Source organism: Streptomyces endocoffeicus (assembly GCF_016741935.1).
Lineage (GTDB): Bacteria > Actinomycetota > Actinomycetes > Streptomycetales > Streptomycetaceae > Streptomyces > Streptomyces endocoffeicus.
The window spans coordinates 136649-150046 of sequence record NZ_JAERRG010000010.1 but is presented as its reverse complement, the minus strand read 5'-3'; the positions used below and the strand labels follow the sequence as shown (position 1 = coordinate 150046).

At 72.8% G+C, this 13398-nt stretch carries 13 protein-coding genes; 7 read left to right on the top strand and 6 right to left on the bottom strand.

Translation table 11 applies throughout. From position 1 onward, the window contains the following. Positions 1–51 precede the first annotated feature (51 nt). The gene (locus JK364_RS25025; protein WP_201853437.1) at positions 52–594 is read left to right on the top strand and encodes a DUF1697 domain-containing protein; all 543 of its coding nucleotides are present in this window, start codon (positions 52–54) and stop codon (positions 592–594) included. A 41-nt stretch (positions 595–635) separates the two neighbouring features. On the opposite strand, the gene JK364_RS25020 is transcribed toward JK364_RS25025, so the two are convergent. Next, positions 636–1106 carry a type II toxin-antitoxin system PemK/MazF family toxin gene (locus JK364_RS25020; RefSeq protein ID WP_372461983.1) on the bottom strand — a complete coding sequence of 157 codons (471 nt, stop codon included), beginning with the start codon at positions 1104–1106 and terminating at the stop codon, positions 636–638. Positions 1107–1170: 64 nt separating this feature from the next. Between JK364_RS25020 and JK364_RS25015 the strand changes: the two genes are divergently transcribed. Continuing rightward, positions 1171–2400 carry an FUSC family protein gene (locus JK364_RS25015; protein WP_230992443.1) on the top strand — a complete coding sequence of 410 codons (1230 nt, stop codon included), beginning with the start codon at positions 1171–1173 and terminating at the stop codon, positions 2398–2400. Between the two features lie 13 nt (positions 2401–2413). On the opposite strand, the gene JK364_RS25010 is transcribed toward JK364_RS25015, so the two are convergent. After that, complete coding sequence (locus tag JK364_RS25010) at positions 2414–3622, bottom strand: ADP-ribosylglycohydrolase family protein (protein ID WP_201853436.1); 1209 nt, start codon at positions 3620–3622, stop codon at positions 2414–2416. Between the two features lie 144 nt (positions 3623–3766). On the opposite strand from JK364_RS25010, the gene JK364_RS25005 reads away from it, so the two are divergent. Both JK364_RS25005 and JK364_RS25000 read left to right on the top strand, forming a co-directional pair. Beyond that, on the top strand, positions 3767–4072 hold the full coding sequence (locus JK364_RS25005; RefSeq protein WP_201853435.1) for a DUF6343 family protein: 306 nt from the start codon (positions 3767–3769) through the stop codon (positions 4070–4072). Between the two features lie 203 nt (positions 4073–4275). Further along, positions 4276–4482, top strand: a complete 207-nt coding sequence (locus JK364_RS25000) for a hypothetical protein (protein ID WP_201853434.1) — start codon at positions 4276–4278, stop codon at positions 4480–4482. A 96-nt stretch (positions 4483–4578) separates the two neighbouring features. Here JK364_RS25000 and JK364_RS24995 read toward each other — a convergent pair whose 3' ends face one another. The 3 genes from JK364_RS24995 to JK364_RS24985 all read right to left on the bottom strand — a co-directional run bounded on the left by JK364_RS24995 (position 4579) and on the right by JK364_RS24985 (position 6765). Continuing rightward, positions 4579–4953, bottom strand: a complete 375-nt coding sequence (locus JK364_RS24995; protein WP_201853433.1) for a tetratricopeptide repeat protein — start codon at positions 4951–4953, stop codon at positions 4579–4581. Positions 4954–5173: 220 nt separating this feature from the next. Further along, on the bottom strand, positions 5174–5782 hold the full coding sequence (gene coaE, locus JK364_RS24990; RefSeq protein WP_201853432.1) for a dephospho-CoA kinase: 609 nt from the start codon (positions 5780–5782) through the stop codon (positions 5174–5176). A gap of 38 nt (positions 5783–5820) precedes the next feature. Then, positions 5821–6765: a PAC2 family protein gene (locus JK364_RS24985; RefSeq protein ID WP_201853431.1), complete on the bottom strand. Its 945-nt coding sequence runs from the start codon at positions 6763–6765 to the stop codon at positions 5821–5823. Positions 6766–7146: 381 nt separating this feature from the next. Here JK364_RS24985 and JK364_RS24980 point away from each other — a divergent pair, with 381 nt between their 5' ends. After that, entirely contained in the window at positions 7147–7605 is a 459-nt protein-coding gene (locus JK364_RS24980; RefSeq protein ID WP_201853430.1) for a right-handed parallel beta-helix repeat-containing protein, read from the top strand. Positions 7606–7667: 62 nt separating this feature from the next. Here JK364_RS24980 and rpsA read toward each other — a convergent pair whose 3' ends face one another. Next, the gene (gene rpsA, locus JK364_RS24975) at positions 7668–9173 is read right to left on the bottom strand and encodes a 30S ribosomal protein S1 (protein ID WP_201853429.1); all 1506 of its coding nucleotides are present in this window, start codon (positions 9171–9173) and stop codon (positions 7668–7670) included. Positions 9174–9539: 366 nt separating this feature from the next. Between rpsA and JK364_RS24970 the strand changes: the two genes are divergently transcribed. Continuing rightward, complete coding sequence (locus JK364_RS24970; protein WP_201853428.1) at positions 9540–10493, top strand: class I SAM-dependent methyltransferase; 954 nt, start codon at positions 9540–9542, stop codon at positions 10491–10493. A 28-nt stretch (positions 10494–10521) separates the two neighbouring features. After that, positions 10522–13326, top strand: coding sequence for an ATP-dependent RNA helicase (locus tag JK364_RS24965; protein ID WP_201853427.1), 2805 nt, complete (start codon positions 10522–10524; stop codon positions 13324–13326). Positions 13327–13398 lie beyond the last annotated feature (72 nt).

Here is a 13398-nt window from a genome sequence, read left to right as displayed (position 1 = left end):
GGGAGCTCTGGACTCCAGGGCTCAGGGACTCCGGAGAGGTACCCTCCGGCCATGGCATCTCAGATAGCGCTGCTCCGCGGCATCAATGTGGGCGGGAACAGGAAGTTCCCCATGGCCCGGCAGCGTGAGCTGATGGCCGAGCTGGGCTTCGAGGACGTCACCGTCCACCTCCAGACCGGCAATATCGTCTTCGCCGACCCCGGCACCCCTCCCGGGCAAACGGCCCGCACGCTCGAGGACCACTTCGCCGCCGGTCTCGGCTTTCCCGTGGACGTCATGGTCCGTACGCGCGACGAGCTGGCCGCGGCGATCGAGGCCAATCCCTATCCGGAGGCCGTCGCCGAGCCCAAGACCCTGCATGTGGTCTTCCTGGCGGACGTGCCCGCGGACACGGCCGCGCTGGACGCGCTGGATCCGGCCGTCCACGCCCCGGAGGCGTTCCGCCTCATCGGCCGCGAGATCTTCCTGCACTGCCCGGACGGGGTCGGCCGCTCCAAGCTGGCGGCGAAGATCACCAACGCCCGGCTCGGCGTGCCGGCCACCGCCCGCAACTGGAACACGGTCACCAAGCTGCTGACGCTGGCCGACGGCTGAGACGTTTCCTCAAGATCATCCGGAGACACGCCGAACCGCGCTCAGCTCCAGCCGTACCGCTGCCGCAGCCGCATGACGACCAGGTCGAAGCGCGGCCGGTCGAGCGCACACGCCTCACGCCGCATCCCGTCCGGGTGCACCCGCAGCACCCGGTCCACATCGACCCATGACTCCCGCCCGGCCCGGTCCCACGGCCCGGAGCCGATCGGCACCCACTCGCGGTCGGCGTCGTGCCGCTTGCTCGACAGCTGCACGGCGAGCAGCGTCCCGGCCCGCTCCCGCGCGACCACCAGCACCGGCCGGTCCTTGCCGCGGCCGTCGTTCTCCTCGTACGGCACCCATGTCCAGACGATCTCGCCGGGGTCCGGGTCCCCGTCCGGATCGGGTGCGTACTCCGTCCGTACCCGCCCGACCTGGCGCGGATGAGCCTCGACGGTGGCGGCCGGGCCGGTGCTTCCGGGAAGCGCCGCGCCGTCCCCCGTCCCTTGCGTTCCGTTCAATGGGCTGATCACGCCCGACACGTTAACCCGTCCGCGAAACCCGATGACATGGCGGCCCCCTCGACGTGGAAAGGGCATGTACGTGCCCGACGTTCTCGACCCATTGGCGGAGCTCGTCAAACGACGCCATGACCCGGTCGTCGTTCAGACCGTGCGCTCCACGGCGGCCGCGACCATCGCCTACGTCGTCGCCCTCGAGCTCAGCAAGGAACCCGCCCCGCTCACCGCGCCGCTGACCGCCCTCCTCGTCGTCCAGGTCACCCTCTACGCGACCCTCACCAGAAGCCTCCGCAGGGTCGAGGCCGTGGTCGTGGGCGTCCTGATCGCCGTCGCCTTCAGCGTGCTGGTGGGGCTGACCTGGTGGAGCCTGTGCCTGATCATCCTCGCCGCCCAGACCGCCGGTTATCTCACGCGCGTGGGCGACTGGGTCCAGGAGGTGGCGATCAGCGCCATGCTGGTCCTGGGCGTGGCGCAGGTGACCACCTACGCCTGGGACCGGGTGCTGGAGACCCTCATCGGGGCCGGTGTCGGGATGGGCTTCAACTTCTTCCTCGCGCCTCCGGTGTGGGTCGAGACGGCCGGCAAGTCCATCGAGGACCTGGCCCGCCGGATGCGTCAGCTGCTGCTGCACATCGGCGAGGAGCTGGGCAGCCAGATCGCCGTCGACCGCGCCGCCGCCCGGCTCTACGAGGCCCGCCGCCTCGACCACGACATCTCCCAGGTCGACGCCGCCCTCCGGCAGGCGGAGGACAGTGTGCGGCTCAACCCCCGCGTCAAGGAGGGCCTCCTCTACCGCGTGGTGCTCCGCACCGGCCTGGACACGCTGGAGATCTGCACCGTCATCCTGCGCGTCATGTCCCGCACCCTGACCGACCTCGCCAGGGCGCGGACGGACGAACCCCTCTTCCCCCAGGACGTGGCCGATGCCCTGAAGGACCTCTTCATCCATCTCGCCGCCGCCGTCGAGAGCTTCGCCGTCCTGGTCACCACCCAGGTCAGCGCCAACGCCGAAGAGGCCGAATCCCGCCTCTCCAGCGAACTCGTCAAGGCCCACGCCAGCCGCGACCGCGGCGCCGACCTCCTGCTGCGCCGGGTCCAGGAGCACCCCCGCCAGTGGCAGCTGCACGGTGCCCTGCTGGCGGAGATCGACCGCGTCCTCGACGAACTCGACATGGAGCAGCGCTCCAAGCGGCTCATGGAAGAGCTCGACCGCAGCACCCGCGAGAAGCGCGAGCGCTTCCTCTTCCTCCACAAGCTGCGGCGCCGGTTCCGGCGCGGCCGTACGGACGGCTCCGGGGCGGTCTGAGTCCCCGGGGCGGTCAGCTGAGCGGGTAGCGGTCGCGGGGGAAGACCACGTCGTCGTAGGGCTCGTACAGCTCCACCGAACGGTGGAACTCGGAGGCGAAGTCGTCGGCGAGTTCGGCGATCGTGCCGCGGCCCTCGGTCAGGGACAGCCAGGACGGCGGGAGGCGGAGGTCGCCGTGGTGGGCGCCGAGGATGTTGCCGCAGACCGAGCCCGTCGAGTCGCTGTCACCCGAGTGGTTGACGGAGAGCAGCAGGGCCGCCTGGACGGGGGTGCGCGGGGGCGCCGGGTCGTAGCTGATCTTGCCACCGGGGCCGTACAGGATCTGCTGGGCGGGGGTGCGGGCCAGGGCGCTGTAGACCGCGATGGCCAGCGCCTCCTCGGCGACCCAGCCGCCGCCGAGCGATTCGGCCTTCTCGGGGGTCGGATCGCCCTCGGCCGCCAGGTCGACCGCCTTACGGAGGGCGGCGGTGGTCTCCTCGTGGCCGGGGTAGCGGGCGAGGAGTTCCAGGGTGCGCAGGGTCGCGCCTTCCAGGGACTCGCCGTCGAGCAGGCAGGCGATCATGGCGGCCAGGGCACCGGCCGCGTAGTAACCCGTCGGATGGCCATGGGTGATCTGGGCGCAGCGGGCGGCGAGTTCGAAGCAGTCGCGGGGGTCGAGCCCGGTGAGGCCGAACGGCGCCGAGCGCATCACGGTGCCGCAGCCCTTGGAGCCGGTGTTCACCGGGCCGGGGGTGCCGTCGAGGGGAGCGCGCGGGGCGGGGACGTGCTTCGCGGCGAGGCCGGAGAGGCAGGCGTTGCCGGGGGCGCGGCGGGCGTACAGCCAGGGCTGGGTGCGCAGCCAGCCGGAGCGGACCAGGTCCCCGGTGCCCTCGGCGGGTGGCGGCCCGGGGTGGTTCTGGGTGTCCAGCCAGCGCAGATAGGCATGGCGGACGACGGCGGTCTCGGACCCTTCGATCCCCTTGGACGAGGTTCTGGCGTGGGCCCGTATCAGGCCCTCGGCCGTGAAGAGTGTCATCTGGGTGTCATCGGTGACCCGGCCCACGACTCCGCTGCCGTCCGGGACGAGGGTGGTGACGCCCGCGGCGCCATGGGTCTCGCGGATCGACCGCAGCGACAGGAACTCGATGGGATTGCCGAGAGCGTCGCCGATCGCACCGCCCAGCAGGCAGCCGCGGACGCGGGCCCGCTTGGCGGCTGTTTCGTCCCATGACTGGCGGATCACTGGCAGCTCCTCATCGTCCTGGTCCCATGCCGTCCCGTGTGGATGCACACGACATGATCTCAGGTGTCGGTCGGCGTCCCCGGGCGGTAGATTCGAGAGGGCGGAAAGCGGGAGGAAACAGCCGAAAACGGGAGATGCAGTGCCATGCCGATGCGGCTGATCCGAACAGGTGATGAACCGATCCACGCGCGCAGTCCGCTGCGGATGCGGCTGGGGCTGGCCACGTGGGGGCTGCTCTGGACGCTCGGCGGCGCGGTGGCCTTCGCCGTCGCGGGCCGGCCGGGGTGGGCGGCGGCGTGCGGGGCGCTCGCCGTCGTCACGCTGATCGACCTCGTCCTGGTCATCCGGCACATCCGGCAGGGGCCGCACTATCAGCCGGGCCGGGATGTGCCGCCGTACGCACCGATCGCCGAGCGCGGGCGGAGCCACGGGCGGCGAAGGGCTCCGTAAGGGCGGCAAGGACGACGGCGGGATCCGTAAGGGCGACGCCGCTGAAGCGTGGGCGCCGTAAGGCATCGCCGTCCTGAAGCGCGTGGCCACCGTAAGGCGGGCACGACGCTCCGTCGGTGACGGGATATCGACGGCGGGGAGCGCCGCGTTCCGGGGGATACTGCCCAGTACCTGCTGAGTACCTGCGGCGACAGGGGGCCGTCATGGGGGTGCTGGCGATCGGCATCGCGCTCTGTGCGCTCGGGCTGATGCTCTCCGGGACCGGAGAGCCGTACGGGCGGCGGGAGGCGCGGCGGGGACCGGAGGCCGACCCGTACGACATCGCCCGTCAGCGCGGAGTGGCGCTCGGGCTCGGCGGGGTGGTGCTGCTGGGCGCGGTGGTCCTCGGCGGCTTCGCCCTCTGGCGCTGACCGGGGGCGCGGGCGCCCGCCGCGCACCGCCGCGCACCTGGCGCGTACGGCGGCATGCGGGCCCCGGCCAGCACCGCGGCTGAGCCCGCGCCCCGCCTATCCGTCCCGGTCGCCCTTCTCGCCGAACCGGGCCGCCTCCACGAAGTCCGGGCGCGGATCGAGCGCCGCGGCCAGCCGGAAGTGGCGGGTGGCCTCGGCCGAGCGGTTGGCCCGCTCCAGGGTGCGGGCCAGGGCGAAGTGGGCGAAGGCGTTGTCCGGCTCGCGCTCCAGGACCAGCTGGAACTCCAGCTCCGCCGAGCGCAGCTGGGCCGCGCCGAAGAACGCGCGCGCCCGGAGCAGCCGGGCCGCCGTGTTCTCGGGGTGGGCGCTGATGACCGAGTCGAGCAGCTTGACGGCGCCCCGTGGGTCTCGGGCGGCGAGCAGGTGCTCGGCGGCGCGGAAGTCGATGACGTGGGTCTCGGGCGTAGGCACAGCCGTTTCCTTCCCCGGGTACGTACTCGGTGGTGAGGCGGTGGATGGAGTGAGGGGATGGGATGAACCGTCACGGATGATCGTTCGCTACGGGGTGCACAACAACCACCCCGCACGCGGCATTCCCCGCCACGGGCCGCCGCACGCTCCGCACCACGCCCCGGCTCATCGCGCCCCGCCCCGGCTCAGCCGTAGGCCTCCGCGCGCACCGCGCCCCCGCTCAGCCCTCCGCGGTGGCCGCCCGCTGCACCAGGTCCGCCCAGACCTTTCTGACCTGCGGCTCCAGCGCCTCGATCGGGCCATTGTTGTCGATCACGACATCGGCGATGGCCAGCCGTTCCGCGCGGGTGGCCTGTGCCGCCATCCGGGCCCGCGCCTCGTCCTCGGCCATGCCGCGCAGCCGCACCAGCCGGTCGAGCTGGGTCTCGGGCGTGGCGTCCACGACCATGACCAGGTCGTAGAGCAGCGCCAGCTTGTTCTCGGCCAGAAGGGGGACATCATGGACGACCACGGCATCGGGCGCGACCGCGGCCTGGAGTTCGGCGGAGCGGTCCCGGACCAGCGGGTGGACGATCGCGTTCAGCGCGCTCAGCCGCTCCGGGTCGGTGAAGACGATCCCGCCGAGCCTGGGCCGGTCCAGACGGCCGTCGGCGGTCAGCACCTCGGGGCCGAACTCGGCGACCACGGCGGCCAGTCCCGGCGTGTCCGGCTCGACCACCTCGCGAGCGATCCGATCCGAGTCGATCAGCACCGCCCCCAATGAGGTCAGAATCCGTGAGACCTCGCTCTTGCCCGCGCCGATTCCGCCCGTGAGCCCCAGGTTCAGCATGGGGCCCACGCTATACGGCACACCGGTGGGGTCATCGGTCAGGCTCCGCCGTCGCCCTCGCGCTCGGCAAGGAACCGTTCGAACTCCGCGCCCAGTTCATCCGCCGAGGGCAGCTCGGCCGGCTCCGCGACCAGATTGCCGCGGCTCTCCGCCCCGGCCACCGCGTCGTACTGGTGCTCGAGGCCCCGTACGAGCGCGACCAGTTCCTCGTCGCCCTCCGAGATCTGCCGCTCGATCTCCTCCTGCGTCCTGAGGGCCTCGTTGCGCAGGGCGTGCGTCGGCCCCGGCAGCACCAGACCGGTGGCCGCGGTGATGGCCTCCAGCGCGGTGAGCGCCGCGTCCGGATAGGCCGACCGGGCCAGATAGTGCGGCACATGCGCGGCGACGCCGAGCACATCGCGGCCCGCCTCGGCGAGCCGGTACTCGATCAGGGATTCGGCGCTGCCGGGCACTTGGGCCTCGTCGAAGTAGCCCCGGTGACCGGGCATCAGATCGGTGCGATTGCCGTGCGGGGTGATGCCGACCGGCCGGGTGTGCGGCACGCCCATCGGGATGCCGTGGAAGTTCACCGCGAGCCTGACGCCCAGCCGCTCGACCATCTGGTGCACGGCCGCCGCGAACCGCTCCCACTCCACATCCGGCTCCGGCCCGGTGAGCAGCAGGAACGGGGCCGCTGTCGCGTCGCGCACCAGATGCAGCTCGATCTTCGGGGTCTCGTACGCCGTCCACCGGTCGCGCTGGAAGGTCAGCAGGGGCCGGCGGGCCCGGTAGTCGACCAGCCGGTCATGGTCGAAACGCGCGACCACCTTGCGCGGCAGACCGTCGAGCAGCCGCTCCACGATCTGGTCCCCGGTCTCGCCGGCGTCGATATAGCCGTCGAAGTGGTACAGCAGCACCAGCCCGGCCGAGTCCCGCGAGGCTATCGCGTCGACCTCCGCCAGCCCGCTCGGTTCCCATGCGTACAACTCCTGCGGATCATGCACTGTGACCGCTCCTCCTCGTGTTCGCATTGAAGAACACCGAACGGGGGCGGGGGCATTCCCCGGGCCGGACCTTCGATGGCCGAGCGGCGCTGAACCCCGTCTCCAAGCGGCCGTCAACCCCGTCTCCGAGCGGCCGTCAACCCCGTCTCCGAGCGGCCGTCAACCCCGTCTCCGAGGGGCCCGATCGGGCGACGTCTCCAAGTGCCCACCGGGGCGAACGGAAGCGGCCCGATCTCGACGTCGGCGCACGTCGCGGGGTTGACGCGCATATTCGGCACGCCTATCTTCGCCAGCCGTCAGCGGTTCACCATGTCATCCGGCGTTCACTGTCCCGAACCCAGCGTGTTCACCTCTGACCACGGCACAGGAAGGCAGCCTCCTATGCACTCCCCCGGCCGCACACCCACCCGATTACGCGCCCTCCTCACCGCCATCGCCACCGGACTGATCGCCACCGGCGGGCTGGTCGCGGCGGGCATGACCGGGCGGGAGGCTCCCGCCGCCGCCGTCCCGATCTCCGTCGATGACGCGGACGGGCTCAGGGAGGCCCTTGCCGGGGCCCGGCCCGGCGATACGATCCGGCTCGCCGACGGCAGGTACCACGGCGGCTTCGAGATCACCGCCTCCGGCACCTCCGGCTCGCGGATCACCCTCATCGGCTCCCCGAAGGCGGTCCTCACCGGGAGCGGCGGCTACGGGCTGCGGCTGAACGGCGCCTCGTACTGGACCGTCAGGGGGATCACGGTCCACGGCGGCAAGGAGGGCATCAGGATCGACGGCGCCCGCGGCGTGACCGTGGACTCCGTTTCGGTCAGTGTGCGGCGCCATGGGCATGCGTAAGGCCCGCTCCCCAGGGGGAGCGGGCCTTACCTGCTCAGCTGGTGCCGACTAGCGGCGGCTGGTCAGCTCTGGCCACCGGCCAGCTTCTCGCGAAGCGCGGCCAGCGCCTCGTCCGAGGCCAGGGCGCCGGAGTTGTCGGCCGACTCCGAGGAGTACGAACCGCCGCCGCCGGACGCCTGCCCGCCGGGCGCCGGAGCGGCGCTGCCCGCCTCGGCAGCGGCCTGCTCGTCGGCCTCGCGGGACTTGATGACCTGCGCCTGGTGCTGCTCGAAGCGCTGCTGCGCCTCGGCGTACTGGGTCTCCCACGCCTCCCGCTGGGTCTCGAAGCCCTCGAGCCAGTCGTTGGTCTCGGGGTCGAAGCCCTCGGGGTAGATGTAGTTGCCCTGGTCGTCGTAGGACGCGGCCATGCCGTACAGGGTCGGGTCGAACTCGACCACGGACGGGTCGGCACCGAACGCCTCGTTGGCCTGCTTCAGCGAGAGGCTGATGCGGCGGCGCTCGAGGTCGATGTCGATGACCTTGACGAAGATCTCGTCGTTGACCTGGACGACCTGCTCCGGGATCTCCACGTGGCGCTCGGCCAGCTCGGAGATGTGGACCAGACCCTCGATGCCCTCGTCCACGCGGACGAACGCACCGAACGGCACGAGCTTGGTGACCTTACCCGGGACGACCTGACCGATCTGGTGGGTCCGGGCGAACTGCTGCCACGGGTCTTCCTGGGTCGCCTTGAGCGACAGGGAGACGCGCTCGCGGTCCATGTCGACGTCCAGGACCTCGACCGTGACCTCCTGGCCGACCTCGACGACCTCGGACGGGTGGTCGATGTGCTTCCAGGACAGCTCCGAGACGTGGACGAGACCGTCGACGCCACCCAGGTCCACGAACGCACCGAAGTTGACGATGGAGGAGACGACGCCGGAGCGCACCTGGCCCTTCTGGAGGGTGGTGAGGAAGGTCTGGCGGACCTCGCTCTGGGTCTGCTCCAGCCAGGCGCGGCGGGACAGGACCACGTTGTTGCGGTTCTTGTCGAGCTCGATGATCTTCGCCTCGAGCTCCTTGCCCACGTAGGGCTGCAGGTCGCGGACGCGGCGCATCTCCACCAGGGAGGCGGGGAGGAAGCCACGGAGGCCGATGTCGAGGATGAGACCACCCTTGACGACCTCGATGACGGTACCGGTGACGATCCCGTCCTCTTCCTTGATCTTCTCGATGGTGCCCCAGGCGCGCTCGTACTGGGCGCGCTTCTTCGAGAGGATCAGCCGACCTTCCTTGTCCTCCTTCTGGAGAACAAGGGCTTCGATCTCGTCGCCGACGGCCACGACCTCATTGGGGTCGACGTCATGCTTGATCGACAGCTCGCGGGAAGGGATGACGCCTTCCGTCTTGTAACCAATGTCGAGCAGGACCTCGTCCCGGTCGACCTTCACGATGACGCCGTCGACGATGTCGCCGTCGTTGAAGTACTTGATCGTCTCGTCGATCGCGGCGAGGAAGGCTTCCTCGGAACCGATGTCGTTTACCGCCACCTGCGGGGTGGTGCGGGTTGCCTCGGTGCTGCTCGTCATGTGGAAAAGGGCTCCGGTACGGACATGAAGTCGTAGGTACTGCTACGCCGGGACCCTTTATCGCACTGCCGAAGCCGGACAGCCTTGGAGACGCCGAATCCTTCCGATTTCAGGGATCGAAAGCCCGAGCGCCTCGACAACCGAGGGGACATACAACAGATGCGAGCGCGGCCTGCTCCGTCCGAGGCGCACAGGCCCGCAGCGCAACTTGTAGCATACGGGGGCAGCCGGGCATGGTCAATGCACGAAGAGCACACGCGGGGAATAACGCCCCAAACCCGGCAAATTGCATGGTCCGTACTGCGACGCGGCTCTCACCGCGCCCCGCAGCCACAGGTCGATACAGAGAGTACGACGACGCGCGCGATGGTCCAAGAACACGAGCCCAGCACCCCTGGGGAGGCCGCCGAGCCGACGGCCACCCGCCGGACCGCCGACACGGCGGAGAGCAGCCGGGCCAACCGGGGGTGGTGGGACCGCAACGCGGACGAGTACCAGGAGGAGCACGGCGCCTTCCTGGGCGACGACCGGTTCATATGGGGCCCGGAGGGGCTGGACGAGGCGGAGGCCGGGCTGCTGGGCCCGGTGGAGGCGCTCAAGGGGCGCGATGTGCTGGAGGTGGGCGCGGGCGCCGCGCAGTGCGCCCGCTGGCTGGCCGCGCGGGGGGCGCGGCCGGTGGCGCTGGACCTCTCCCACCGGCAGCTGCGGCACGCGCGGCGGATCGACGCGGACGCGGCGGCCTCAGGGGTTTCCGGGGCCTCGGGGGTTTCCGGGGCCTCCCGGGTTTCCGGGGCCTCCCGGGTTTCCGGGGCCTCCCGGGTTTCCCGGGCCTCCCGGGCCGGCGACGCGGCCGGAGTCGCGCTGGTGCAGGCCGACGCCACCGCCCTGCCCTTCCGGGACGGCTCGTTCGACCTGGCGTGCTCGGCGTACGGGGCGGTGCCGTTCGTGGCCGAGCCGGTGCGGGTGATGCGCGAGGTGCGCCGGGTGCTGCGGCCGGGCGGGCGGTGGGTCTTCTCGGTGACGCATCCGATCCGATGGGCGTTCCCCGACGAACCGGGGCCCGAGGGGCTGTCCATCGCCGCCTCCTACTTCGACCGCACGCCCTATGTGGAGCAGGATGAGTCGGGCCGGGCCGTCTATGTGGAGCACCACCGGACGCTGGGCGACCGGGTGCGGGACGTGGTGGCCGGAGGCTTCCGGCTGGTCGACCTGATCGAACCGGAGTGGCCCGCGTGGAACCACCAGGAGTGGGGCGGCTGGTCCCCGCTTCGGGGGAACCTCATCCCGGGCACGGCGATCTTCGTGTGCGAGCGGGACTGAGCGGGATCGAAGCGGAGGGGCGGAGGGTTTGACCATTCCTGCGGACGCGCGCACCAAGGCTCTGGACCGCCTTCCCGTACGCGAAGCCGTGCCCGAGCTGCTGCGCGCGCTCGACGACCGCGGGGTCGCCGTACTGTGCGCGCCCCCGGGGACCGGTAAGACGACACTGGTGCCGCTGGTGCTCGCCGGACTGGTGGGCGGCGGGCCGGTGCGGCGGGTGCTGGTGGCCGAGCCACGGCGGATCGCGGCACGGGCCGCGGCGCGGCGGATGGCGTGGCTGCTGGGCGAGCGGCCGGGCGACAGGATCGGCTTCACCGTGCGCGGGGAGCGGCAGGCCGGGCCCGGGACCGTGGTCGAGGTGGTCACGACCGGGGTGCTGTTGCAACGGCTGCAACGCGATCAGGAGCTGGCCGGCGTCGATGTGGTCGTGCTCGACGAATGCCATGAGCGCCATCTGGACGCGGACACCGCCGCCGCCTTCCTGCTGGACGTCCGGGCCGCCCTGCGCCCCGACCTCCGGCTGATCGCCGCCTCGGCGACCACGGACGCGGAGGGCTGGGCGCGGCTGCTCGGCGACGGCGGGGGTCTCGGGGATGGCGGGGGTGCCGGGGATGGCGGGGGTGCCTGGGGTGGCGGGGCGGACGGCGGGGAGGGCCCCGGGGAGCCCGCCCCGGTCGTCTCGGCGCCGGGGGTCTCCCATCCGGTGGAGGTGGTGTGGGCGCCGCCGGAGCGCCCGGTAAGGCCGCCGCACGGGATGCGGGTGGACCCCGCCCTGCTGGACCATGTCGCGGCCATGGTGCGGCGGGCGCTGCGCGAGCGGGACGGCGATGTGCTCTGCTTCCTGCCCGGCGTCGGGGAGATCGCCCGGGTGGCCGGAAAGCTGGGCGGGCTCGCCGACGCGGAGGTCCTCCAGGTGCACGGGCGGGCGCCCGCCGCCGTCCAGGAGGCGGTGCTCGCGGGCGCGGACGGCGGGCGGCGGCGGGTGGTGCTGGCCACCTCGGTCGCCGAGTCGAGCCTGACCGTGCCGGGCGTACGGATCGTCGTGGACTGCGGGCTGGCGCGTGAGCCCCGGATGGACCACGCACGCGGGCTGAGCGCGCTGACGACCGTAAGGGCGTCACGGGCCGCCGCCCGGCAGCGCGCCGGCCGTGCGGGGCGCGAGGCGCCCGGGGTGGTCTACCGCTGCTGGCCGGAGGCGGAGGACGCCCGGCTGCCGCGTTTCCCGTCCCCGGAGATCGCCGGTGCGGACCTTACGGCTTTCGCGCTCCAGACGGCGTGCTGGGGCGATCCGGACGCCTCTGGGCTGGCTCTGCTGGATCCGCCGCCCGCCGGGGCGATGGCGGCCGCACGCGAGACGCTCACCGCGATCGGCGCCGTGGACGCCGCCGGACGGGCCACCGGACGCGGCGCCCGGATGGCCCGCCTCGGCCTCCACCCCCGCCTCGCGCGGGCGCTCATCGACGGCGCGCGGGAGGTCGGCGCGCGCCGGGCGGCCGAGGTGGTGGCTCTGCTGAGCGAGGAGCCCCCGAGGGAGTACGGCGACGACCTCGCCGCCGCCTGGCGCACCGCCCGCCACGGCGGTGACCCCTACGCCGCCCGCTGGCGCCAGGAGGCCCGGCGGCTCGAACACGCCCTGACCGCCGCGGGGACCGCGCGGCGGGGCGGCGCACGGGGCAGTGACGGTTCGGGGCGCGGCGGGGACGGTCCGGCGCGCGACGATGGCGATCTCGTGCACGATGGCGACAGGCCACGCGGCGGCGATGGCGGCCCCGCGCACGGCAGTGGCGGTCCGGCACGTGGCGGTGATGGCCCGCGCGGCGGCGATGGCGCCCCGGCCCGCGGCGGAGACGGTCCGCGCGGCGATGACGCCGTGGCGGGGCTGATGGCCGCGCTGGCGTTCCCGGAGCGGGTGGCCCGGCGGCGCGGCGAGCGGGCGTACCTCATGGCCGCCGGGACGGGCGCGGAGCTGGGCGACGGCTCGCGGCTGGGCGGGGCGCCATGGCTCGCGGTGGCCGTCGCGGACCGGCCGGTGGCCTCCGCGTCGGCGCGGGTGCGGCTGGCGGCGGTGACCGACGAGGACACCGCCCGGACGGCGGCCGCGGCGCTGGCCTCGGAGGGTGAGGAGGTGCGCTGGGCCGACGGGAACGTCGTGGCGCGCCGGGTGGCCCGGCTCGGCGCGATCGAGCTGGTGTCCCGGCCGCTGGCCGACCCCGATCGGGAGCTGGTGCGGCGGGCGCTGCTGGACGGGCTGCGCCGCGAGGGCACGGGGCTGCTGCGCTGGTCGGCGCAGGCCACGGCGGTCCGGCAGCGGATGGCGTTCCTCCACCGGGAGCTGGGCGGGGCCTGGCCGGATGTCTCCGACGAGGCGCTGCTTGACCGCGCGGACGACTGGCTCGGGACGGAGCTGGCCCGGGCCCGCGGGCGCGCCGATCTCGGGCGGGTGGACGCCGCACAGGCGCTGGCCCGGCTCATGCCGTGGGCCACGGGCGAGGCCGCGCGGTTCGAGGAGCTGGCGCCGGAGCGGATCGAGGTGCCGAGCGGCTCGCGAGTGCGGGTGGACTACGGCGCGGACCGGCCCGTGCTGGCGGCGAAGCTGCAGGAGCTGTTCGGCTGGCAGGAGGCCCCCCGGATCGCGGGCGGCCGAGTGCCGCTGCTGATCCACCTGCTGTCCCCGGCGGGACGCCCGGCCGCGGTCACCGCCGATCTGGCGTCCTTCTGGAAGGACGGCTACCGCTCGGTCCGCGCCGAACTGCGCGGCCGATACCCCAAGCACCCCTGGCCCGAGGACCCGACCACGGCCCAGCCAACCCGCCGCACCAACACCCGCCGCTGAGCGATGCGGCCGAGAGGCCGCACGACCGCTGAGCGCTGAGCGCTCCGCGGGAAGTGCCACGAGGTGCGGTCG

Bases quoted from the DNA above. Each gene is read 5' to 3' on its own strand.
- JK364_RS24980 (WP_201853430.1), top strand. From the start codon at position 7,147: ATGCACTCCCCCGGCCGCACACCCACCCGATTACGCGCCCTCCTCACC.
- coaE (WP_201853432.1), bottom strand. From the start codon at position 5,782: ATGCTGAACCTGGGGCTCACGGGCGGAATCGGCGCGGGCAAGAGCGAG.
- JK364_RS25005 (WP_201853435.1), top strand. From the start codon at position 3,767: ATGCCGATGCGGCTGATCCGAACAGGTGATGAACCGATCCACGCGCGC.
- JK364_RS25025 (WP_201853437.1), top strand. From the start codon at position 52: ATGGCATCTCAGATAGCGCTGCTCCGCGGCATCAATGTGGGCGGGAAC.
- JK364_RS25000 (WP_201853434.1), top strand. From the start codon at position 4,276: ATGGGGGTGCTGGCGATCGGCATCGCGCTCTGTGCGCTCGGGCTGATG.
- rpsA (WP_201853429.1), bottom strand. From the start codon at position 9,173: ATGACGAGCAGCACCGAGGCAACCCGCACCACCCCGCAGGTGGCGGTA.
- JK364_RS24970 (WP_201853428.1), top strand. From the start codon at position 9,540: ATGGTCCAAGAACACGAGCCCAGCACCCCTGGGGAGGCCGCCGAGCCG.
- JK364_RS25015 (WP_230992443.1), top strand. From the start codon at position 1,171: ATGTACGTGCCCGACGTTCTCGACCCATTGGCGGAGCTCGTCAAACGA.